This window comes from Streptomyces sp. NPDC000983 (genome assembly GCF_040299205.1).
Classification (GTDB): Bacteria; Actinomycetota; Actinomycetes; order Streptomycetales; family Streptomycetaceae; genus Streptomyces.
The window spans coordinates 76,218-97,750 of record NZ_JBEPBM010000030.1 but is presented as its reverse complement, the minus strand read 5'-3'; the positions used below and the strand labels follow the sequence as shown (position 1 = coordinate 97,750).

16 protein-coding genes and 1 pseudogene are annotated in these 21,533 nt (G+C 71.5%); 8 read left to right on the top strand and 9 right to left on the bottom strand.

Annotated elements, in window-relative coordinates; translation table 11 throughout:
* Window positions 1-524: 524 nt before the first annotated feature.
* The 3 genes from ABT296_RS28630 (at window position 525) to ABT296_RS28620 (ending at window position 5,043) form a co-directional block, all read left to right on the top strand.
* Window positions 525-1,910 carry a class II fumarate hydratase gene (locus ABT296_RS28630; RefSeq protein WP_351931551.1) on the top strand — a complete coding sequence of 462 codons (1,386 nt, stop codon included), beginning with the start codon at window positions 525-527 and terminating at the stop codon, window positions 1,908-1,910.
* A gap of 72 nt (window positions 1,911-1,982) precedes the next feature.
* Window positions 1,983-2,675 carry a cytidylyl-2-hydroxypropylphosphonate hydrolase gene (fomD, locus tag ABT296_RS28625; RefSeq protein ID WP_351931550.1) on the top strand — a complete coding sequence of 231 codons (693 nt, stop codon included), beginning with the start codon at window positions 1,983-1,985 and terminating at the stop codon, window positions 2,673-2,675.
* Window positions 2,676-2,958: 283 nt separating this feature from the next.
* Window positions 2,959-5,043, top strand: coding sequence for an ATP-binding SpoIIE family protein phosphatase (locus tag ABT296_RS28620; RefSeq protein WP_351931549.1), 2,085 nt, complete (start codon window positions 2,959-2,961; stop codon window positions 5,041-5,043).
* 116 nt (window positions 5,044-5,159) lie between these two features.
* Here ABT296_RS28620 and ABT296_RS28615 read toward each other — a convergent pair whose 3' ends face one another.
* Window positions 5,160-7,451, bottom strand: a complete 2,292-nt coding sequence (locus ABT296_RS28615) for a transglycosylase domain-containing protein (protein ID WP_351931548.1) — start codon at window positions 7,449-7,451, stop codon at window positions 5,160-5,162.
* Between the two features lie 259 nt (window positions 7,452-7,710).
* Here ABT296_RS28615 and ABT296_RS28610 point away from each other — a divergent pair, with 259 nt between their 5' ends.
* From ABT296_RS28610 to ABT296_RS28590, 5 genes are all read left to right on the top strand, one after another.
* Window positions 7,711-8,646, top strand: a complete 936-nt coding sequence (locus ABT296_RS28610; RefSeq protein ID WP_351931547.1) for an SPFH domain-containing protein — start codon at window positions 7,711-7,713, stop codon at window positions 8,644-8,646.
* Window positions 8,592-8,927, top strand: coding sequence for a type II toxin-antitoxin system antitoxin (locus ABT296_RS28605; RefSeq protein WP_453170563.1), 336 nt, complete (start codon window positions 8,592-8,594; stop codon window positions 8,925-8,927). The genes ABT296_RS28610 and ABT296_RS28605 overlap by 55 nt, the downstream gene beginning before the upstream one ends.
* Before the next feature lie 105 nt (window positions 8,928-9,032).
* Window positions 9,033-9,557, top strand: a complete 525-nt coding sequence (locus ABT296_RS28600; protein ID WP_351931545.1) for a PadR family transcriptional regulator — start codon at window positions 9,033-9,035, stop codon at window positions 9,555-9,557.
* Window positions 9,554-10,243 carry an ABC transporter ATP-binding protein gene (locus ABT296_RS28595; protein WP_351931544.1) on the top strand — a complete coding sequence of 230 codons (690 nt, stop codon included), beginning with the start codon at window positions 9,554-9,556 and terminating at the stop codon, window positions 10,241-10,243. The genes ABT296_RS28600 and ABT296_RS28595 overlap by 4 nt, the downstream gene beginning before the upstream one ends.
* Window positions 10,240-12,573 carry an ABC transporter permease gene (locus ABT296_RS28590; RefSeq protein WP_351931543.1) on the top strand — a complete coding sequence of 778 codons (2,334 nt, stop codon included), beginning with the start codon at window positions 10,240-10,242 and terminating at the stop codon, window positions 12,571-12,573. The genes ABT296_RS28595 and ABT296_RS28590 overlap by 4 nt, the downstream gene beginning before the upstream one ends.
* A 43-nt stretch (window positions 12,574-12,616) precedes the next feature.
* On the opposite strand, the gene ABT296_RS28585 is transcribed toward ABT296_RS28590, so the two are convergent.
* The 8 genes and pseudogenes from ABT296_RS28585 to ABT296_RS28550 all read right to left on the bottom strand — a co-directional run bounded on the left by ABT296_RS28585 (window position 12,617) and on the right by ABT296_RS28550 (window position 20,824).
* On the bottom strand, window positions 12,617-13,045 hold the full coding sequence (locus tag ABT296_RS28585; protein ID WP_351931542.1) for a hypothetical protein: 429 nt from the start codon (window positions 13,043-13,045) through the stop codon (window positions 12,617-12,619).
* Window positions 13,046-13,199: 154 nt separating this feature from the next.
* Window positions 13,200-13,568 (bottom strand): annotated as a pseudogene (locus ABT296_RS28580) (roadblock/LC7 domain-containing protein); the annotation flags it as partial.
* 23 nt (window positions 13,569-13,591) lie between these two features.
* The gene (locus tag ABT296_RS28575; RefSeq protein WP_351931541.1) at window positions 13,592-14,536 is read right to left on the bottom strand and encodes a MarR family transcriptional regulator; all 945 of its coding nucleotides are present in this window, start codon (window positions 14,534-14,536) and stop codon (window positions 13,592-13,594) included.
* A 186-nt stretch (window positions 14,537-14,722) separates the two neighbouring features.
* A complete protein-coding gene (locus ABT296_RS28570) occupies window positions 14,723-15,682 on the bottom strand; it encodes a hydrogen peroxide-inducible genes activator (protein WP_351931540.1) in 960 nt (319 codons plus the stop codon).
* Window positions 15,683-15,821: 139 nt separating this feature from the next.
* Window positions 15,822-17,150 (bottom strand): AI-2E family transporter, encoded by a 1,329-nt coding sequence (locus ABT296_RS28565; protein ID WP_351931539.1) that lies wholly within the window; start codon window positions 17,148-17,150, stop codon window positions 15,822-15,824.
* Between the two features lie 125 nt (window positions 17,151-17,275).
* Window positions 17,276-17,968: an aggregation-promoting factor C-terminal-like domain-containing protein gene (locus ABT296_RS28560; protein ID WP_351931538.1), complete on the bottom strand. Its 693-nt coding sequence runs from the start codon at window positions 17,966-17,968 to the stop codon at window positions 17,276-17,278.
* 417 nt (window positions 17,969-18,385) lie between these two features.
* Complete coding sequence (gene phoH2 / locus ABT296_RS28555; protein ID WP_351931537.1) at window positions 18,386-19,711, bottom strand: RNA 5'-3' helicase PhoH2; 1,326 nt, start codon at window positions 19,709-19,711, stop codon at window positions 18,386-18,388.
* Window positions 19,712-20,050: 339 nt separating this feature from the next.
* Complete coding sequence (locus tag ABT296_RS28550; protein ID WP_351931536.1) at window positions 20,051-20,824, bottom strand: isoprenyl transferase; 774 nt, start codon at window positions 20,822-20,824, stop codon at window positions 20,051-20,053.
* Window positions 20,825-21,533 lie beyond the last annotated feature (709 nt).

Here is a 21,533-nt window from a genome sequence, read left to right as displayed (position 1 = left end):
TGGCGTCGGGGCCGTACCCCACCAGCGCCCCGAACTCCTTCTGCGTCAGGCCCTTCCGCTCGCGCAGGACCTTCATCTGCTTGCCGAGTGCGACGTCTTCCCGTCCCTACCCAGGGGCTGCCGCCCCTTCGACCCCACTCGGGGGCTCCGCCCCCAGAACCCCCGCGGGGCTTCGCCCCTGACCCCGCCGGGGGCCCCGCGCCCTTGCCGCGTCAGGGGCCTCGCCCCCAGAACCCCCCGCAGGGACTTCGCCGCCGGCCCCGTCGGGGGCTCCGCCCCTGATCGGCCCGAAGGGCCTCGTCCTCAATCCCCGGACGGGCTGGTGGGCGCCGGCCCGGGGACGCGGCTGCTCGGCGAGCCGGGACGGCTGGACGAGCGGCCCGGTGCGCGGGGAGCGGCCCGATGTGCGGGGAACGGCTCGGCGTGCGGGGAGCGGGCCAATCGGTGTGCGGGGAGCAGCTGTGTGTAGGGGCCGTTCGGGCCACGGGTGGAACATCCGCGGGTCGCCGATCGCTGTAGCCGTCATGAGTGAATACCGCATCGCGCACGATTCCATGGGTGAGGTCCGGGTTCCCGTGGGGGCCAAGTGGGGGGCCCAGACTCAGCGGGCCGTGGAGAACTTCCCCGTTTCCGGGCAGCGGATCGAGCGGGCCCACATCGAGGCGCTCGCGCGGATCAAGGGCGCCGCGGCGAAGGTGAACGCCGAGCTGGGCGTGCTCGACCCGGACGTGGCCGGGGCGATCCAGGAGGCGGCCGCCGAGGTCGCCGAGGGCAGGTGGGACGAGCACTTCCCGGTCGACGTCTTCCAGACCGGGTCGGGGACCTCGTCCAACATGAACACCAACGAGGTCCTCGCCACCCTGGCGGGCGAGCGGCTCGGGCGGGACGTGCACCCCAACGACCACGTCAACGCCTCGCAGTCCTCCAACGACGTGTTCCCCTCCTCCATCCACATCGCCGCGACCGCCGCCGTCACCCGCGATCTGATCCCCGCCCTCGATCACCTCGCCGCGTCCCTGCGGAGGAAGGCGGAGGAGTTCGCCGACGTGGTCAAGTCGGGGCGTACGCATCTGATGGACGCCACGCCCGTCACGCTGGGGCAGGAGTTCGGCGGGTACGCGGCCCAGGTGCGGTACGGGGTGGAGCGGCTGAACGCCTCGCTGCCGCGGCTGGCCGAGCTGCCGCTGGGCGGCACGGCCGTCGGTACGGGGATCAACACCCCGCCCGGCTTCTCCGCCGCCGTCATCGCGGAGGTGGCACGGGCCACGGGGCTGCCGCTGACCGAGGCCCGCGACCACTTCGAGGCGCAGGGCGCCCGGGACGGGATCGTCGAGATCAGTGGGCAGCTGCGGACCATCGCGGTGGGGCTGACGAAGATCTCGAACGATCTGCGGTGGATGGCCTCGGGGCCGCGGACCGGGCTGGCGGAGATCTCGCTGCCCGATCTGCAGCCGGGCTCCTCGATCATGCCCGGCAAGGTCAACCCGGTCGTGCCGGAGGCCGTGCTGATGGTGGCCGCGCAGGTCGTCGGGAACGACGCCACCGTGGCGACCGCGGGCGCCGCGGGCAACTTCGAGCTCAACGTCATGCTGCCGGTCATCGCGAAGAACGTGCTGGAATCGGTGCGGCTGCTCGCCAACGTCTCCCGGCTCCTGGCCGACCGCACGGTCGACGGCATCGTCGCGCACCGCGAGCGGGCCCGCGAGTACGCGGAGTCGTCACCGTCCGTGGTCACACCGCTCAACAAGTACATCGGGTACGAGGAGGCCGCGAAGGTGGCCAAGAAGGCGCTCGCGGAACGCCGGACCATCCGTCAAGTGGTGCTCGAGGGCGGATACGTCGAACGCGGCGCCCTCACCCTCGCCGAGCTGGACGAAGCCCTGGATGTCCTGCGGATGACACGGCCGTGACGTTTCGCGCCCCAGCCGCGAACCGTGACGTTCGCCGCAGCGTCGTCCGGGGGTGACACCTAATATCTGTGCATGACGGACGGCGAAGCGATGACGACGGCGGAAGCGGGCGGTTCCACGACGTACTGGGCGCCCGGAAGTCACATTCTGTGGCGGTACCGGCAGAACGCCGGCGCCGCCTTCCACATCGTGCGTCCGGTCACCGTGGTGCGCGACGACGCCGAGCTGCTCGCCGTGTGGCTGGCGCCGGGCACCGAGTGTCTCAAGCCCGCGCTCGCCGACGGCACCCCCGTGCACCGGGAGCCGCTGCGGTCGCGCTACACCAAGCCCCGCACGGTGCAGCGCGACCGCTGGTTCGGGACCGGGGTGCTGAAGCTGGCCAGGCCCGGCGAGCCGTGGTCGGTGTGGCTGTTCTGGGAGCCGGGCTGGCGGTTCAAGAACTGGTACGTGAACCTGGAGGAGCCGCTGTCCCGTTGGGCGGGCGGAGTGGACTCCGAGGATCATTTTCTGGACATCTGCGTGTACCCGGACCGCAGTTGGGGCTGGCGCGACGAGGACGAGTTCGCGCAGGCCCAGCAGGACGGTCTGATGGCCGCAAGGGTCGCCGAGCAGGTACGGGAGGCCGGCCGGGCGGCCGTGGAGTCGATCAGGGCCTGGGGGCGACCCTTTTCGGACGGCTGGCAGCACTGGCGCCCCGACCCGTCCTGGGCTGTACCGTCTCTGCCGGAAGACTTGGACCGTACGCCCGCGCACGTGTCCTCATGAGACCCTTGATGCGCCCCCGGGCAGGAAACGTAGGATCGTCCTCCGCAAGAGCGCGCGGTGGCAACTACCGGAGCGTGGACTGGGCTTGACCGATCGTCACCGAGGGGCGGCTGGACGTGAGCGAGGGGTACGACGGCAAGACCGGTTCGGGCGGCGCGCGGCCCGCCGGTGGCACAGGAACAGCCTCTGACCACGCGGGAATCCCGTTCCCCGGGCACGTATTGCGGGTATCGGGACTTCGGCGGGACGAACGACACGCCCCGGACGGATGGATGCGACACGCGTGACGGAGCAGCCGACCTCCTTCGAGCGCCCCTTGGGCGCCGACCCCGCGGACCCTCGCGGGGCGCTTCTGCGTGCCCCGGGCCAGTCCCGTCCCGCCGCCGGGGGCGCCGCGTTACCCCCGCAGGCGCGTACCGGCGAACCGCCCTCCATCCCGGGCACCACCGCACCGTCCGGCAACGACAAGGCCCCCGTGAGCAACGGTCCCGAGCATGCGCAGCCCTCCTCCGCCGCGGAGGCGGACACCCACCGTCCCCGGCCGGTCCCGGAGGCCATTCCGGCCCAGCCGGGCACCGACCAGGACCCGGCGGCCGCCGGTCAGGAGCGGCGCACCGGGCAGGGCCAGCCGCTGGGCCGGCCCACGCCGATGCGGCGGGACGGCGACCGGCTGCGGTTCGTGGGTGCCGCGACCCGGCGGATCGCCCGCGGTCTCGATCTCGACGAGATCGTGATGGGGCTGTGCCGGGCCACCGTGCCGACGTTCTCCGACGCGATCCTGGTCTATCTGCGCGATCCGCTGCCGGTCGGCGACGAGCGGCCCACCGGGCCCGTCGTACTGCGGCTGCGCCGCACCGACCGGATACCCGAGGAGCGGGACACCGAGAGCGGCTTCCTGCCCGCGCAGGGCGTGCCGGAGCCGACCGAGCTGGCCGAACTGTCGGCCGTCACCTCCGAGTTGTGCGAGGTGCAGCCGGGCGGAGCCCTTGCCGAGGTGCTGCGCGGGGTCCGTCCGGTGTTCGCCGACGCGCCCGCCGCCCGCGCCGCGCTGCCCGAACTGCTGGGCAACGACGGCGATCTGGTGGTGCCCGCCGGCCAGCGCGCCATCCTCGCGCCGCTGCGCGGCCGGCGCCGGGTGATCGGCGCGGCGCTGTTCCTGCGCCGCCCGGAGCGGGTCGCCTTCGAGGCGGACGACCTGCTGGTCGCCGCCCAGCTCGCCACGCACAGCGCCCTGGGCATCGACAAGGCGGTGCTGTACGGCCGTGAGGCGTACATCGCCGACGAGCTCCAGCGGACGATGCTGCCGGAGAACCTGCCCCGGCCGACGGGTGTGCGGCTGGCGTCCCGCTATCTGCCGGCCGCCGAGACGGCGCGGGTCGGCGGCGACTGGTACGACGCGATCCCGCTGCCGGGCAGCCGGGTGGCGCTGGTGGTGGGCGACGTGATGGGCCACTCCATGACGTCCGCCGCGATCATGGGGCAGCTGCGGACGACGGCCCAGACGCTGGCCGGCCTGGATCTGCCGCCCCAGGAGGTGCTGCACCACCTCGACGAGCAGGCCCAGCGGCTCGGCACGGACCGGATGGCGACCTGTCTGTACGCGGTCTACGACCCGGTCTCGCACCGCATCACCATCGCCAACGCCGGTCACCCGCCGCCGGTGCTGCTGCACCTGGGCGGCCGGGCGGAGGTGCTGCGGGTGCCGCCGGGCGCCCCGATCGGGGTCGGCGGCGTCGACTTCGAGGCGGTGGAGCTGGACGCGCCCGCCGGGGCGACCCTGCTGCTGTACACCGACGGGCTGGTGGAGTCGCGGCTGCGGGACGTGTGGACCGGGATAGAGCAGCTGCGGGAGAAGCTGGCCGCGACCGCGCAGCTCACCGGCCCGGATCATCCGCCGCCGCTGGAGGCGCTGTGCGACGAGGTGCTCGACATGCTCGGTCCGGGCGACCGGGACGACGACATCGCGCTGCTCGCCGCACGGTTCGACGGGATCGCGCCGAGTGACGTGGCGTACTGGTTCCTGGAACCGGAGGACGCGGCGCCGGGCCGGGCCCGGCGGCTGGCGCGACACGCCCTGTCGCGCTGGGGTCTGGAGGAACTCACCGACTCCGTGGAGCTGTTGGTGAGCGAGGTCGTCACCAACGCCGTGCGGTACGCCTCCCGGCCGGTCACGCTGCGTCTGTTGCGGACCGATGTGCTGCGGTGCGAAGTCGGCGACGACGTACCGCAGTTGCCTCGGCTGCGGCAGGCCCGGGCGACCGACGAGGGCGGCCGTGGGCTGTATCTGGTGAACAAGCTCGCCCGGCGCTGGGGAGCGACCCGGCTCAGCACCGGCAAGGTCGTCTGGTTCGAGCTGAACCAGGGCTGAGCCCTGGTGGGACCAGGGCTGATCCAGGGTTGGACCATGGCTGATCCAGGGACGGTCCGCCCCGGTTCCGGTGGTGGTACGCGAAGGGCGCCCGGTGGTTACCGGGCGCCCTTCGGCTACTGCTCCGCGTCCGGTTCGACCGGATCCTCGGGGATGTCGTCCGTGGGAGGTGCCGTCGTCGGCGCCTCGGTGGTGGGCTCCTCGGTCGGCTCCCCGGTCGTCGGGGTCCCGGTGGGCGTCTCGGCCGGCGGTGTCGTCGGGGCCTCGGTCGTGGGCTCCTGGGTGGTGGGCTCCTCGGACGGTGTCTTGGACGGCTTCGGCTTCTTCGTCGGCGTGTAGGTCGGCTCCACCGCGGCGCCCTGGTCGGTGTCGAGGTCGAACTTCGCGTCCGTGTCGGTCACGCCGAACATGTAGGCCGCCCAGACCTGCGCCGGGAGACCGCCGCCGTTGACGCGTCCGGTGCCGGGCAGGGTGCCCGTGGCGCCCTTCATGTTCACCTGGTCGCCGGTCTTGGCGTCCTCGCCGAACAGGCCGACCGAGGTCACCAGGTCCGGGGTGTAGCCGGTGAACCAGGCCGACCGGCCGAAGTCGGAGGTACCGGTCTTGCCGGCGACCTCCTGGCCGTCGCGGGCCGGGTTGTCGCGGACCGAGGTCCGGGCGGTGCCGTCGTCGACCACTCCGGTGAGGACCGAGGTGACGGTGTCGGCGGCCTCGCGGCTGATCACCTGGTCGCCGATCGGGTCGGGCATGGTGACCGTGCGGTTGTGCTGCTCGGCGGACTTGATGAGGGTCGGGGTGACCTTCTTGCCGTGGTTGTCGAGGGTGGCGTAGACCCCGGCCATCTGCAGCGGGCTCGCGCCCATCGTGCCGAGGGTCTGGGCGGGCACCGCCTCGAGGTCGTCGGACATGCCGAGGGCGGCGGCGGTGTCCATCACGTCCTCCATGCCGACGTCCATGCCCATCTGCGCGAACACCGAGTTGACGGACTTGTTCATCGCGGTCTGGACGGTGACGTCGCCGTAGTCGACGTCGTCCTCGTTCGGCGGGGAGAAGCCGACCTTGTTGCCGCTCGCGTCGACCACGGGCCGCTTGCTGGTGCCGTCGTAGACGGTGCTCGCGCCGATCGGTTCGCCGTCCTGGTTCTCGGCCTCGTTCTCCAGCGCGGCGGCGAGGATGACGGGCTTGAAGGTGGAGGCGGGCTGGTAGTCGACGCGGGTGGCGTTGGAGCGGTAGTGCTTGAAGTAGTCCTGGCCGCCGTACAGGGCGACGATCTTCCCCGTCTTGGGGTCGACGGAGACGGCGCCCGCCTGGATGTCGCCGTCGACCGAGCGCTCCTCGGGGTCCAGCTTGCTGGTCAGCTGGGTCTTGGCGGCCTTCTCCAGCTGGGCCTGCTTCTTGCGGTCGATGTTCAGGGTGATGGTCCAGCCCTGGCCCTTGACCTGGGTCTCGGCCTCGGAGCGGGAGATGCCCTCCTGCTCCATCAGCTGCTCCTCGAGCTGGCTGTTGGCGAGGTCGACGAGGTAGCCCTTCTGGCCCTCCAGGCCGGCGGCCGCCTTGGGTTCCTCGGGCACCGGGAACTCCATCGCCTGCCGCTCGGAGGCGTCCAGCCAGTTCTCCTCGACCATGTTGTCCAGGACGTAGTTCCAGCGGGCCTTGACCAGCTTCTTGCCGGTCTCGGAGGCGACCGCCCAGTCGTACTGGCTCGGCGCCTGGAGCAGGGCCGCGAGGTAGGCGCCCTGCTCTATGTCCAGGTCCTCGGCGTCGACGCGGTAGTAGGCCTGGGCGGCGGCCTGGATGCCGTAGGCGTTGCGGCCGAAGTAGCTGGTGTTGAGGTAGCCGGCGAGGATCTCGTCCTTCGTCCGCTGGCGGTCCACCTTCAGCGAGATGACCAGTTCCCGGAGCTTGCGGGTGACCGTCTGCTCCTGGGTGAGGTAGTAGTTCTTGACGTACTGCTGGGTGATCGTCGAGCCGCCCTGGGCGCCCTTGCCGCTGAGGGTGTTGACCAGGCCGCGGGCGGTGCCCTTCAGGTCGACGCCGGAGTCCTTGAAGAAGGTCTTGTTCTCGGCGGCGACGAAGGTGTAGCGGACGTCCTCGGGCACCTTGGACAGGTCGACGATCTCGCGGTTGACCTCGCCGTCGCGGGCCAGGACCGTGCCGTCGCTGTACTTGTAGACGTTGCTCTGCAGGCGGGCGGCGGCGTTCCCCTTCGGGATGTCGACCATCATGTACAGGACGATGAAGCCGCCGATGGCGAGCAGGCAGAGCCCGAGGAAGGTGCCGAGGACCTTCTTCCAGGTGAACAGCCGGCGTATGCCGCTGCGGCCGGTCCCGTCCGACGAGCGGCGACGCCCGGGGGCGGCACGGCGGCCGCCGCGCTGCCGTGCTCGTCTCTCTTCCGCTCGTCCCATGAGTCCGATCCGCTCCGCTTCGCTCTGGTGTGCACGCGTGCCACACAGGTTCGCCGCTCAGGTCAGCTCAGAAAGCTAACACCGAGAGATGTGACAAAGGGCCGCCGATCCGGTCTTTTACGGACGTGAGAATCAGCACCCGTTTCACCGGAACCGACCACCGAGAGGTGCGGAGGGTTGCCTCGTGGGATAAAGTGATATCACTTAGCTAGACAGACGCTATTAGACAGAGCCACGGCTCGAAACGGGGGGCACACTCATGCCGAACGACCACACGTCCGTCGCCGCCGACGTACCCGCGATGCCCGCCCCACGGGTGCGGGAGTTCGCCGCGCAGAGCATCGGCGGCGGTGCCGCGCTGCTGCTCGGCCTGCTGGGGCTGGCCCTCGGGGTCGGCTGCTTCGTCACCGCCGGCACCGTCACCGCGGACGGCGTCCAGGCCGCGCTGATCGCCGGCGGCGTGCTGATCTCGCTCGCCGCCTTCCTCGGGATGTGCGGGCTGAACATGGTCGCTCCGGGCGAGGCCCGGGTGGTGCAGCTCTTCGGGCGGTACCGGGGGACGATCCGGCAGGACGGACTGCGCTGGGTGAACCCGTTCACCTCGCGGACGAAGATCTCCACCCGGGTGCGCAACCACGAGACGGCCGTCCTCAAGGTCAACGACGCCTACGGCAACCCGATCGAGCTGGCCGCGGTCGTGGTGTGGAAGGTCGAGGACACCGCGCAGGCCACCTTCGAGGTCGACGACTTCCTGGAGTTCGTCTCCACCCAGACCGAGGCCGCCGTCCGGCACATCGCCATCGAGTACCCCTACGACTCCCACGACGAGGACGGCCTCTCGCTGCGCGGCAACGCCGAGGAGATCACCGAGAAGCTCGCCACCGAGCTGCACGCGCGCGTGGAGGCGGCCGGGGTGCAGATCATCGAGTCGCGCTTCACGCATCTCGCGTACGCCCCCGAGATCGCCTCGGCGATGCTCCAGCGGCAGCAGGCCGGTGCGGTGGTCGCGGCCCGGCGGCAGATCGTGGACGGCGCGGTGGGCATGGTCGAGGCGGCGCTCGCCCGGATCTCCGAGCGGGACATCGTGGAGCTGGACGACGAGCGCAAGGCGGCGATGGTGTCGAACCTGCTGGTGGTGCTCTGCGGGGACCGCGCGCCGCAGCCGGTGCTCAACACGGGGACGCTCTACCAGTGACCACTTCCCAGGGCGGCCGGCCGCAGCGCAAACAGGTGCTGCTGCGGCTGGACCCGGCCGTCCACGAGGCGCTCGCCCGGTGGGCCGGGGAGGAACTGCGCTCGGCCAACGCGCAGATCGAGTTCCTGCTCCGCAAGGCGCTGGCCGACGCGGGACGGCTGCCCGGCCGGACGGGCCCGATCCCGCGCCGCGGCCGCCCCCCGGCAAAGCGCCCGGACCCGCCGGAGGGCCGCGGCCGTCCCCCTGCGGAGCACCTCCCGGACCCACCGGAAGAGCAGTAGCAGGACCGTGACAATCGGCCCCCACCTGGGCCGTCGCACCCAGCGCCAGGGGCTGTGCACACGGCGTATACACACCGCGTATACACCCCGTGTAGAGTCCTGGGCATGTCCATCGGTCACACCCTTTTGGGGCTCCTGGAATCGGGTCCGCGGCACGGCTACGACCTGAAGCGGGCCTTCGACGAGAAGTTCGGTCACGACCGGCCGCTGCACTACGGCCAGGTCTATTCGACGATGTCCCGGCTGCTGAGGAACGGGCTCGTCGAGGTCGACGGCATCGAGCCCGGCGGCGGCCCCGAGCGCAAGCGGTACGCGATCACCGACGCCGGTGTCACCGACGTACAGCGGTGGCTCGCCACGCCCGAGAAGCCCGAGCCGTACCTCCAGTCCACGCTGTACACCAAGGTCGTCCTCGCGCTGCTCACCCGGCGCGACGCGGCGGACATCCTGGACACCCAGCGCTCGGAGCATCTGCGGATGATGCGGATCCTCACCGACCGCAAGCGCGGGGGCGACCTCGCCGACCAGCTGATCTGCGACCACGCGCTGTTCCATCTGGAGGCCGACCTGCGCTGGCTGGAGCTGACCGCCGCGCGGCTCGACAAGCTGGCGGAGGTGGTGGTCAAGTGACGGCCCCCGCGGGAGCCCTGCTCGCGGCCCACGAGCTGCGCAAGGCGTACGGTCCCACGCTCGCCCTCGACGGCGCCGAGTTCTCGGTGCACCCCGGGGAGGTCGTCGCCGTGATGGGGCCGTCCGGCTCCGGGAAGTCCACGCTGCTGCACTGCCTCGCCGGGATCGTGCCGCCGGACTCCGGGTCGATCCGGTACGCCGGGCGGGAGCTGGCGGGCATGAGCGACGCCGAGCGCAGCGCGCTGCGCCGCTCGGAGTTCGGGTTCGTCTTCCAGTTCGGCCAGCTGGTGCCCGAGCTGACCTGTGTGGAGAACGTGGCGCTGCCGCTCCGGCTGAACGGCACCTCCCGCAAGGAGGCCGAGCGGGCCGCGCTGCACTGGATGGAGCGGCTGGAGGTCGACGATCTGCGCCGCAAGCGGCCCGGTGAGGTCTCCGGCGGTCAGGGGCAGCGCGTCGCGGTGGCCCGGTCGCTGGTCACCGGCCCGCGGGTGCTCTTCGCCGACGAGCCGACCGGCGCGCTGGACTCCCTCAACGGCGAGCGCGTGATGGAACTGCTCACGGAGGCGGCGCGCTCCACCAACGCCGCGGTCGTGCTGGTCACGCACGAGGCGCGGGTGGCGGCCTACTCCGACCGCGAGATCGTCGTACGGGACGGCCGGTCCCGGGACATGGAGCGGATCGTATGAAGGCCGGACGCTGGGCGGCGGACCTGGCGATGGGGATGCGGTTCGCCTTCGCCGGCGGCCGGGAGGGCTGGACCCGGGCCGTACTGACGGCCGTCGGGGTGGGCCTGGGCGTGGCGCTCCTGCTGCTGACGACGGCGATCCCCAACGCGCTCGCGGCCCGGGACGACCGGGGCAACGCCCGTACCGACATCACCTACAACCCCGACGTGCCGCCCAGGGCCGAGAACACCCTGCTGGTCGCCGACGCGGACACCCGCTTCCACGACCAGGACGTCCGGGGCCGGGCCCTGGAGCCGGAGGGGCCGCGGGCACCGCTGCCGCCCGGGGTGGACCGGTTCCCCGCGGTGGGCGAGATGGTCGTCTCCCCCGCGCTGAAGCGGCTGCTGGAGTCGGACGGCGGCGCGCTGCTGCGCGAGCGGCTGCCCGACCGGATCGTCGGGACCATCGGGGAGAGCGGTCTGATCGGCTCCGCCGACCTCGCCTTCTACCGGGGCGGCGAGGATCTCGCCCGCTGGGCCGACGGCGCCCAGGTGGCCCGGATCGACCGCTACGGCGACCCCAACCCGTACCGCGAGAAGACCGATCCGGTGCTGGTGCTGCTGATCCTCGTCGTCTTCGTCGCGCTGCTGATGCCGGTGGCGGTCTTCATCGCGGCCGCCGTACGGTTCGGCGGCGAACGGCGCGACCGGCGGCTCGCGGCGCTGCGGCTGGTCGGCTCCGACGGGCGGATGACCCGCCGGATCGCGGCCGGTGAGGCGCTGGCGGGAGCCCTGCTCGGGCTGGTCCTCGGCACCTTCTTCTTCCTGATCGGACGTCAGGTCGCGGGCTCCGTCGAGGTGTTCCGGTTCAGCGTCTTCCCCAGCGACCTCAACCCCTCCCCCGCACTGGCCCTGTTGGTGGCCGTGGCGGTGCCCGCCGCCGCGGTGCTGGTGACGCTGCTGGCGCTGCGCGCGGTGGTCATCGAACCGCTCGGCGTGGTGCGGACGGCGAAGCCGGCCCGGCGCAGGCTGTGGTGGCGGCTGCTGCTGCCGCTCGGCGGACTCGCCCTGCTCTACCCGATGATCGGCCAGGGCAACGACAGCGGCGACTTCAACCAGTACCTGGTCATCGGCGGTGTGCTGTTGCTGCTGGTCGGGGTGACGGCGCTGCTGCCCTGGGTGGTGGAGTCGGTCGTCGCCCGGCTGAACGGCGGCTCGGTCTCCTGGCAACTGGCCGTACGGCGCTTGCAGTTGAGCAGCAGTTCGGCGGCCCGGCTGGTCAACGGCGTGGCGGTCGCGGTGGCCGGCGCCATCGCCCTGCAGATGCTGTTCTCCGGGGTGGAGAGCGCGTACACCAAGGACACGGAGTACGACCTCACCCAGGCGCAGATGCAGGTGACCGTGGACGGCGGCGTCGAGGTCGGCCGGGCCGCCGAGCGGTTGCGGCGGATCGAGGGGGTGCGTCAGGTGATCGCCCACTCCGAGGGCTACCTCGGCGACCGGCGCAGCGACCCCGAGCGGACCGCCGCGGTGACCGTCGGCGACTGCGCGGCGCTGCGCGCGGTGGCGAAGCTGCCCTCGTGCCGGGACGGCGACGTCTTCGCCGTGCGTGACGCGCAGTACGACACCGACACCCCGAAGCTCGCCGCACCCGGCGGGACGCTGTACGTGGACCCGAGTTACGAGGGCTCCACCCCCGGTCTCTCGGTCGCCTGGAAGGTGCCGTCCGGGATCCGCCAGGTCGCGGCGCGGCCCGACCTGAGCGGGATGGAGCGGGGCGGGTTCCTGTTCACGCCGAAGGCGCTGCCCGACGCCGCGCGGCCGTCGCTGATCGGCCGGGCGTACGTCGGCCTCGACCCGGACGTGCCCGACGCCCGGGAGCTGGTGCGCAACACCGCGGCCGCGCTCGGCCCGCTGGTGCGGTCCTCGGACTGGGCGTCGAGCGAGCGGTCGAACCGCTACGCCTCCATCCGCACCGGGCTGTTCGTGGGCGCGGTGTGTGTGCTGGCGCTGATCGGGGCGAGCCTGCTGGTGTCGCAGCTGGAGCAGTTGCGCGAGCGCCGCAAGCTGCTGTCGGCGCTGGTCGCCTTCGGTACCCGGCGGCGCACGCTGAGCCTGTCGGTGCTGTGGCAGACGGCGATCCCGATCACGCTGGGGCTGGCGCTGGCCTCGGTGGTGGGGCTGACGCTCGGCGCGGTCCTGCTGCGGATGGCCGACACCGCGGTACGGGTGGACTGGGCGAGCCTGCTGTCCATGACCGGCGCGGCGGCCGGGGTGGTCCTGGCGGTGACCCTGCTGAGTCTGCCGCCGCTGCTGAGGCTGATGCGGCCGGACGGGCTGCGCACCGAGTGAGCACGGGCCCCTCGCCGCGACACCGGCGAGGGGCCCGCCCCGGTCACAGGCCGTACTCCTTGACCACCCGCCTGACCTGGGCGAACAGCATGCCGACATTGACCGACTTACGGCAGACGACCACGGCGACGACGTCCTGCTGCTCGCTCATCCGGATGAACAGATGGGTGAGGTTCTCGCTGTTGACGAGGATCTCCTGGAAGAAGTGCTGGTCGGACTCGACGCCCCGGCGCTCCTTGAAGACGTCCTCGATCATCACGACCGTGCGGCCCTGGAAGAGGTCGAGGGTGGCGCCGGCCAGCAGGTCCAGGACCTCCGGCGGGTGGTTGTCGACCGTCTCGTAGGAGAGCAGCATGCCGGTGCTCATGTCGACCACGCCGGAGGCGAGGCAGTCGGGGGCGTCGGTGCGCAGTGACTTGACCAGTCCCATGACCTGGTCGGAGAAGCCGGGGGTCATGCGTTTGGTCGCCATGTGTTCAGACACCTTCCGTCGCTTTCTCACTGTGGTGGGGAGCGCTGTGGTTGAGGGCGCTGTCGTGGGGAGCGCCGCCGTTCGTGCTCGGATCGGTACGGGCGGGGTGGACGGCGACGGGGTGGCCGTCGGCCGGGTGGCCGTCCGCCTCGTCGGTGCCGGTGAGGATCGCGTCGATGCGGCGCAGGGCCGGCTGGGACTCCAGGTGCAGCCGGTCGAGGTCGAGTCCCTCGTCGCCGAGGACGACCAGCAGCGCGGTGTCGCCGACGGCGTAGAAGACCGCGCAGCCGCCGCTGCCCTGGGTCACCGCCCGGCGCAGGGTGCCGCGGCGCGCGGCCTGGGCGGTGCGCCGGGCGAGGCCGAGGCCGGCCGCGGCGAGGGCGGCGAGCGACTCGGGGTCGATGGCGTCCGCGGTGTCGGCCGCGATGAGCAGTCCGTCGGCGGCGGCCACCAGTGTGTCGGTGATTCCGGTGACCTGTTCGCGCAGACCGCGCATTTCCCGCGCCAGCGCTTCGTGGTCCATGTGGTCAACTCCCCTCTTGCTGTTCACTGCTGTTCGTGGGCCTGTCTGGCGGTGGTGTTCCGCAGGCGGAAGAACCATTTCCAGTTCGTTTCGGGACCTTCCGGGGCGAGCGTTTCGGGGCTCGGGAGTGCGAGCGGCTCGGCGTCCTGCGGGGCGAGCGCCTCGCCGATGCCGCTGGCTCCGGGCCGGCGGCGGGGCAGGGCTCCCGGTGCGGGCGGTTCCGCGGACGGCGGCGGGGGGAGCGCCGGGGCTCTGCGGTGGACGCCCTCGGGGGGTGTGCGGATCCGGACCGGCGCCGGGTCGGGGGCGCACTCCAGCAGTCCCTCGGCGAGCATCCGGGCCACCTCGACGGTGACGGTGTAGACGCCGCGCCCGGTGCGGAAGGCGAGATCGCGGGCGGTGCTGCGGCCGTCGGCGTGGGCGAGCAGCTCGCCCTGGAGCGGGGTGAGCGCGTCGGGGCGGCGCGGTGCGGGCAGCGGGCGTTCACGGTCGGGGTGCACGGGGTGCGGCAGGGCGCGCAGGGCGGCGAGGCGGCGGGCGGTGTCCTGGAGCAGCCGGCTGGGTATCTCGCCGACCGCGAGCGGTGCGGCCGGGCCGGGTCCGTCGGTGGTGCGCCGGCAGTCGTCCACGAGGCCGGCGGCGACGGCGAACACGGCGTCGTTGAGGGCCATCAGACAGACGACCCGCAGGGTGGCCTCGCCGACATGGCCGTGCGCGACGAGTTCGGCGACCGGCCAGGACGCCCCGCCGGACTCCCGGGTCAGCGCGGCCCACTGTTCTCCGCTGACCCGGCCGGAGCGCAGCAGCAGCGCCTCGGGGCCGGGGGAGCCGGGCGACTCGACGGCGACGACGAGGCCGTTGCTGAAGTGGACGGAGCCGCCCGGGGTTCCCGCGACGCGCAGGGCCCCGGTGTATCCGTCGCGCCCGCACCCGGCCAGGGCCGGCGCCAGCTGGTGATAGCCCGACATCACTCCCCTTGGCCTTTCGTACACACGCCTGACGCGTAGCACTCAGGGGGGAATGTCTAGCAGCCGGAACCCGCGTGACAGCGCCGGATTACCGACCTGCCCCTAGTTGACGGAAGTTGAAATTACCGGCCTTTCAAAGCTCTTTGTTCGGCGCTCATTTGACCGAGTGGGAATGCGGTTCGTCGTTCAGTCGCCGCCGTCCCACACCCTTACGGGCAGCGGCCTCAGCGCCTCGCGCAGGGCGGCGGCCAGTTCCCGGTACTCGGTGCCGCGGGCCGCTCCGGTGCGCATGGCGAGGGCGATCCGGCGGGCGGGGGCGGGGCCGGAGAAGGTGCCGGTCATCAGCTGGTCGTTGCGGCTCGTCTCGACCTTCACGGCGGTGCGCGGCAGCAGGGTGACGCCGAGTCCGCCGGCCACGAGCTGGACGAGGGTGGCCAGGCCGGCGGCCGTGGTGGTGACCGGGACGTCCCCGCGGCCGGCCTCCCGGCAGATGTCGAGGGCCTGGTCGCGCAGGCAGTGCCCCTCGTCCAGGAGGAGCAGGTTCAGCTCGCGCAGCGCCTCACGGGGGATGCCGGCCCGGCCGCCGAGTTCGTGGCCGGGCGGGGTGACCAGCACGAAGTCCTCGTCGAAGAGGGGGAGTTCGACCACTCCGGGCACCCCGAGGGGTACGGCGAGCAGCAGCAGGTCGAGCCGTCCGCCGTGCAGTCCGTCGACGAGGGTGGCGGTCTGCTCCTCGTGGACCTGGAGGTCGAGTTCGGGGTAGCGGTCGTGGACCAGTCTCAGGACGGTCGGCAGCAGGTACGGCGCGACGGTCGGGATGACGCCGAGCCGCAGCACTCCGGTGAACGGCGCCCGTACCGCCTCCGCCTCCGCCATCAGCGCGCCGACCTCCTCCAGTACGGTCCTGGCGCGCACCGCGAGCCGCTCGCCGGCCGGGGAGAGGAGCACCTTGCGGGTCGTGCGCTCCAGGAGGGTGACGCCGAGGGTCTCCTCCAGCGCGGCGACGGCGCCGGAGAGCGCGGGCTGGCTCATCCCGATGGACGCGGCCGCGTCCCGGAAGTGCAGGTGTTCCGCGACGGCGGCGAAGGCCCGCAGCTGGGCCAGACTGGGCAGCCGCCGCCTGGCCGGAACATGGCCCACGGTCACTGATGATCGCCTCCGGTCAACACGACCGAGTGTAGCGATTTCCCTGATCAATGCACCTCGGGCCGGCCTCGCGCCCGCCCAACCCGGTGGAGGCCAAGCGGTCCTCGCCGCCTGGATCCGCCCTACCGCAAGGCCCCGTTCACCCCTGGTGGGTGGCGGGGGCTTCGGCGTCCGCGGCGACCGGCTCGGGCGCCGGGGGCGCCGCCTGCCGGGGCAGCGCCTGCTCCTGCGAGTAGGCGCGCAGATAGCCGACCACCGTGTTCGTCACCGCCACCAGCGGCACCGCGACCACGGCACCGCCGATACCCGCGATCATGCCGCCCGCCGCGACCGACAGGACCACCGCCAGCGGGTGGACCCGCACCGCCCGCCCCAGGATGAACGGCTGGAGGATGTGCCCCTCGATCTGCTGCACCGCCAGCACCACCGCCAGCGTCATCACGGCCGTGAACACGCCCTGGGTGACCAGGGCGACCACCACGGCGAGCGCCCCGGAGGCCACCGCGCCGACGAGCGGGATGAAGGAGAACAGGAAGATGAACACGGCCAGCGGCACGGCCATCGGGACGTCGAGGAAGTAGATGCCGATGCCGATGAAGACGGCGTCGATCAGGGCGACTATCACCGTGCCGCGCACATACGCCGTGAGCGTGCGCCACGCGGCCGGGCCCGCGCCCGCCACGCCCGGCCGGGCCGCCGCGGGCACCAGCTTCAGCGACCACTCCCAGATCCGCTTGCCGTCGTAGAGCAGGAAGAGGGTGGAGAACACCGCGAGGAGGATGCCGGTGAGCGCCTCGACTATGACGGTGACGCCTTCCAGGCCCGCCGAGGTGATCTCGTCGGTGTTGGCGCCGATCGCGTCGCGCAGGTTCTCCGCGATGTCGTTGATCTGCTTGTCGGTGACATGGAAAGGGCTGTTCAGGAGCCAGTTGCGCAGTTCGTCGATGCCGTCCTGGACCTGGTCGGAGAGGTTGTCGATGTTCTCCATGACCTGCCAGGTGACGAACCAGCCGATCAGGCCCATCACCACGAAGCCCAGGATCGCGGTGAGCGCGGTCGCCAGCCCCCGCGGAACGCCGTAGCGCCGCAGCCGTGCCACCGTGGGCTCCAGCAGCGCGGTGATCAGCAGCGCCGCGACGAACGCCAGCACCACCAGTTGTACGGCGCTGATGACCCGCATCAGCACCCAGACCGTGCCCGCCAGCACCAGCAGCCGCCAGCCCGCCTCGGCGGCGACCCGCACCCCCCAGGGCACGGCCAGCGCCGGATCGGGCCGTTCGGGGTGGGTGGGCACGGACGGGACCTGCGGGGGCACCCGGTCGTCGGACGAGGACGAGGGTGGGGGTGGGGGCGGGGGCGGGGTCTCGGCGCTCTCGCGCTCCACTTCGGCGCGGCGGCGGTCCAACCGCTCACCCATCCGCGTCAGTCCGGTCCCGATCCGGCCGAGCCATCTTGGCACTCGCGACATGATGCGTCCTCTTCCCCCGTCTTTCCCCACCACTCCCCCCGGAGTCGTCCGCTCCGAACCGTACATGGCGACAGCCCCTCACCGTAGGACGGCGAGGGGCTGTGCGGGGTTGAGCGGGGGCCGGCTCAGTACCAGTGGTTGGCCTGCCAGAACGACCAGGCGTCACAGGGACTGCCGTAGCGCTCGTTCATGTAGTTCAGGCCCCACTTGATCTGGGTGGCCGGGTTGGTCTGCCAGTCGGCTCCGGCGGAGGCGTACTTGCCGGCCGGGAGCGCCTGGAAGAGACCGTAGGCGCCCGAAGAGGGGTTCACCGCCTGGTAGTTCCAGCTGGACTCGTGGTTCACGATGTTGCTGAAGCACGTCCACTGGCCGGTCGGCACCATCTGCTGCGCCATGGCCTGGATCTGCGCGACGGTGTACGAGCTCTGCACCGGGAAGCTGGAGGAGGACCGGGAGGCCTTCGTCTCGGCCTCTTCGCGCTCCTTGGCTTCCTCGGCCGCCTTCGCCGCCTTCTCGGCCGCGTCCTTCTTGTCGATCGCGGTCTGGGCGGCAGCCCTGCGGGCGGCGGCCTCCGCGTCCTTCTTGGCACTGGCGTCCGCGGCGATGGCCTGGACGTTCGCCTGCTGAGTCAGGGACGCGGTCTGTACCTGGGCCTGCTGACCCGTGGGTATGTCCGCGAGGAGCGTGGCGTCGGCTGCCGTCGCTTCGGCGTCGTTGTTCTGCGCGGTGCTGCCCGAGGCAACGCCGACGACGCTTCCGACAGCGGTGACCGCGGTGGCCGAGGCCACTGCGAATCCCCGGACCGAGATCCGGCTCACACGGTTTCCTTCCAGCATCGCCCGCTTCGGTGACCCTGGCGGACGCAATCGTGCCCCTGGCACTGGCCTCCAACTGCGGGGTCACAGGAGGCGCGGGCCCGGTGGGCAACTCCCGCACGGGGAGCGCCGCGTGGTGCGCGGGCGGCATACGACGACGTTATGGAGTTAGCGGTGCTTCTCGAGTTGTCCCGTACCGCTGGGGGTACAGATGTGCCGTATGCGGGGCCTGACAGGAGTGAGACTCTGCCGTACCCGGATGCCGCAAGGCAATTCTGTGTTGCGTGTGAAAGCTCACATCCCGTTTGCCCCTGGGAGTTCCGAGAAACGGCAGCACGCGAAGGCGCCGCCCGGCTAGGCTCTCAGCCTTTGCCGGACGGCGCCAACCGGTCGGTAGCTACCCCAAGTTCGGCACTCGGGTCAGATCTGCCCGTCCTCCAGCATTTCGGTCACAAGGGCCGCGATCTGGGACCTCTCGGACCGCGTCAGCGTGACGTGGGCGAAAAGCGGATGCCCCTTCAATTTCTCCACGACGGCGACGACACCGTCATAGCGGCCGACCCGCAGATTGTCCCTCTGCGCCACATCGTGGGTCAGAACGACCCGCGAATTCGCGCCGATCCGGGACAGAACGGTCAGCAGGACGTTCCGCTCCAGTGACTGCGCCTCGTCCACGATCACGAACGCGTCGTGCAGCGAACGGCCGCGGATGTGGGTGAGCGGCAGGACCTCCAGCATGCCCCGCGCGGTGACCTCCTCGATGACCTCGCGGCCGGCGACCGAGGACAGCGTGTCGAAGACCGCCTGCGCCCAGGGGCTCATCTTCTCGGCCTCGGTGCCCGGCAGATAGCCCAGCTCCTGCCCGCCGACCGCGTACAGCGGCCGGAAGACCATCACCTTCTGGTGCTGGCGGCGCTCCAGGACCGCCTCCAGGCCCGCGCACAGCGCCAGCGCCGACTTGCCGGTGCCGGCCCGGCCGCCCATGGAGACGATGCCGACGTCCGGGTCGAGCAGCAGGTCCAGCGCGATGCGCTGCTCGGCGCTGCGGCCCTTGATGCCGAACGCCTCCCGGTCGCCGCGCACCAGGCGGACGTTGCCCTCGGCCGTCACCCGGCCCAGCGCCTTGCCGCGCTCGGACTGGATGGTGAGCCCGGTGTGCACGGGCAGGCCGGCGACCTCGGGCACGTACGCGTGCCCTTCCTCGAAGAGGATGTCCACCTGTTCGCCGGAGAGCGTCAGTTCGGACATTCCGGTCCAGCCGGAGGAGTCCGTGATGGCGAGTTCGGCGCGGTACTCCTCGGCGAGGAGCCCGACGGACGAGGCCTTGATCCTGAGCGGGAGGTCCTTCGACACCACGGTGACGTCGAATCCCTCGGCCTGCAGATTGCGGGCCACCGCGAGGATGCGGGAGTCGTTGTCCCCCAGGCGGTAGCCGCTCGGCAGAACGCTGGGGTCCGAGTGATTGAGCTCGACACGCACCGTCCCACCGAGTTCCCCGATGGGGATCGGTGAATCGAGACGGCCGAACCGCACCCGGAACTCGTCCAGCAGGCGCAGCGCCTGCCGGGCGAAGTAGCCGAGTTCGGGATGGTGCCGCTTGGCCTCCAACTCCGTCACCACGACGATGGGGAGCACTACCTCGTGCTCGTCGAAGCGGTTCAGGGCGTTCGGGTCGGCCAGCAGGACGCTGGTGTCGAGAACGTAGGTGCGCCGGTCGGACTTGTGGCGCTTTGTGCTGGTCACCACGGAAGGACGTACCCCCTCGGAAGAGGTCGGGGAGCGACGGAGAGGAAGCAGGGCCGGGAGGGCGAGAGGAACCAGACCGGTCGGCGGCCGCGACGCACGGGCCGAGAACCGGCCCTTGACTGCTTCGTCCGTACGGTGACCGCACGATCGGGCTGGTGCAAAGGGCCTCCCGGGCGGACGGCCCCGTGCCGTCCGCTGAGATCCGACACCCGTGGTTCGGGCGTCGACCTGCTGGGGTTATGCCCTCGAACACGCGAGGCCATGCAACGGCGCAGGACGGCGCGCCGATGAACTCCTCGTTACTTCCGCACCAAACGGGGCAGACGGGGTGACCCCGGCTCAGCCGCCGAAGCGCCGGTGGCGGGCGGCGTAGTCGCGCAGCGCGCGCAGGAAGTCGACCTTGCGGAAGGCCGGCCAGAACACATCACAGAAGTAGTACTCGGAGTGCGCCGTCTGCCACAGCATGAATCCGGACAAACGTTGTTCTCCGCTGGTCCGGATGACCAGGTCCGGGTCGGGCTGGTCGCCGGTGTAGAGGTGGCGGCCGATCATGTCGATGTCGACGGCGTCGGCGAGCTTCTCCAACGACGTGCCCCGCTCCGCCGCGTCGAGCAGCATCGAGCGCACCGCGTCGGCGATCTCCTGGCGGCCGCCGTAGCCGATGGCGACGTTGACGACTATCCCGTCGACGTGCGCGGTGCTCTCCTCGGCCGACTTGAGGGCGTCTCGCATCCGCTGCGGCAGCAGGTCCCGGGTGCCGACGTGGTGGACGCGCCAGCGGCCGTCGGCGGCGAGGGTGCGGACGACGTCCTCGATGATGCCGAGCAGCGGGACGAGTTCGTCCTTGGGCCGGTCGAAGTTGTCCGTCGACAGCAGCCAGAGGGTGACGACCTTCACGTCCGTCTCGGAGCACCAGCCGAGGAATTCCTCGATCTTCTCGGCGCCCGCCCGGTGGCCGTGCATGGTGCTGGACCCCGCGGCCTTCGCCCAGCGGCGGTTGCCGTCCATGATGACGCCGATGTGCCCGGGCACCTGAGCGTGGTCCAGGTGACCTTCCACCCGGCGTGCGTACAGCCTGACGAGCAGGCCGCGCAGCTTGTCGCGCAGGTTCACGAGATGGTCAGTCCCTCCGTACGGATCGAGTGGCCGTCGTATCGGCCTGGCCGTCGCATCGGCCTGGGCGCCGGTGGCGGCCCGAGGGCCGAAGCCTACCCGCGCGGGGCACGGGGGTCGGCGAGGGGTGGGGGGGGGAGGGGGGCGCCGGCTGCGGGGGCGGGCGGGCGCGGGGCCGTCGCGACGCAAAAGAAAACGGGCCGGTCCGTGGGGGGGAGACGGACCGGCCCGAGGGGGGGCTTCCACCATAACCCTTCGTAAGTGATGCTGCGTGCATCGGCGTGCCACAACTACTCTCCGAAGTCGGACGGCGACGCGGCGATGCTCCGGGGAGGGGGGTTTCACGGGTGGCTCATGGCCGGAACTCAGCTGATTCACAAGGGAGTCGGGCAGATTCGGAGACCGGGCGATCCGATTCGGGTATGCCTGCGACATGTTCGGTACGTTGCCCGGGTATCCCCCACCCGGGTGACGCGGACACGAGCGGCGCCTTGACGCCCCGGCGGGGCCGCGTCCCGGCAGGTGGGCCGGGGCTGGACACGGCACCGCGCAGCCCCCTCCACTGCGCGGTGCCGCCCCGCGCAGCTTTGCTGGCGCGAATTACCTTGGTCTGAACTTACGTGAGTTGTGCGTGAGGCGCGAGGGGCAAGTGATAACGATGCGGATAACGCGTGAAGCCTTCGATACATGGACCCATTAGGCACTTTGT

Excerpts from the sequence above, each read along its gene's own strand:
- ABT296_RS28630 (WP_351931551.1), top strand. The coding sequence starts at position 525 with ATGAGTGAATACCGCATCGCGCACGATTCCATGGGTGAGGTCCGGGTT.
- fomD (WP_351931550.1), top strand. The coding sequence starts at position 1,983 with ATGACGGACGGCGAAGCGATGACGACGGCGGAAGCGGGCGGTTCCACG.
- ABT296_RS28615 (WP_351931548.1), bottom strand. The coding sequence starts at position 7,451 with ATGGGACGAGCGGAAGAGAGACGAGCACGGCAGCGCGGCGGCCGCCGT.
- ABT296_RS28610 (WP_351931547.1), top strand. The coding sequence starts at position 7,711 with ATGCCGAACGACCACACGTCCGTCGCCGCCGACGTACCCGCGATGCCC.
- ABT296_RS28600 (WP_351931545.1), top strand. The coding sequence starts at position 9,033 with ATGTCCATCGGTCACACCCTTTTGGGGCTCCTGGAATCGGGTCCGCGG.
- ABT296_RS28590 (WP_351931543.1), top strand. The coding sequence starts at position 10,240 with ATGAAGGCCGGACGCTGGGCGGCGGACCTGGCGATGGGGATGCGGTTC.
- ABT296_RS28585 (WP_351931542.1), bottom strand. The coding sequence starts at position 13,045 with ATGGCGACCAAACGCATGACCCCCGGCTTCTCCGACCAGGTCATGGGA.
- ABT296_RS28575 (WP_351931541.1), bottom strand. The coding sequence starts at position 14,536 with ATGTCGGGCTATCACCAGCTGGCGCCGGCCCTGGCCGGGTGCGGGCGC.
- ABT296_RS28565 (WP_351931539.1), bottom strand. The coding sequence starts at position 17,150 with ATGTCGCGAGTGCCAAGATGGCTCGGCCGGATCGGGACCGGACTGACG.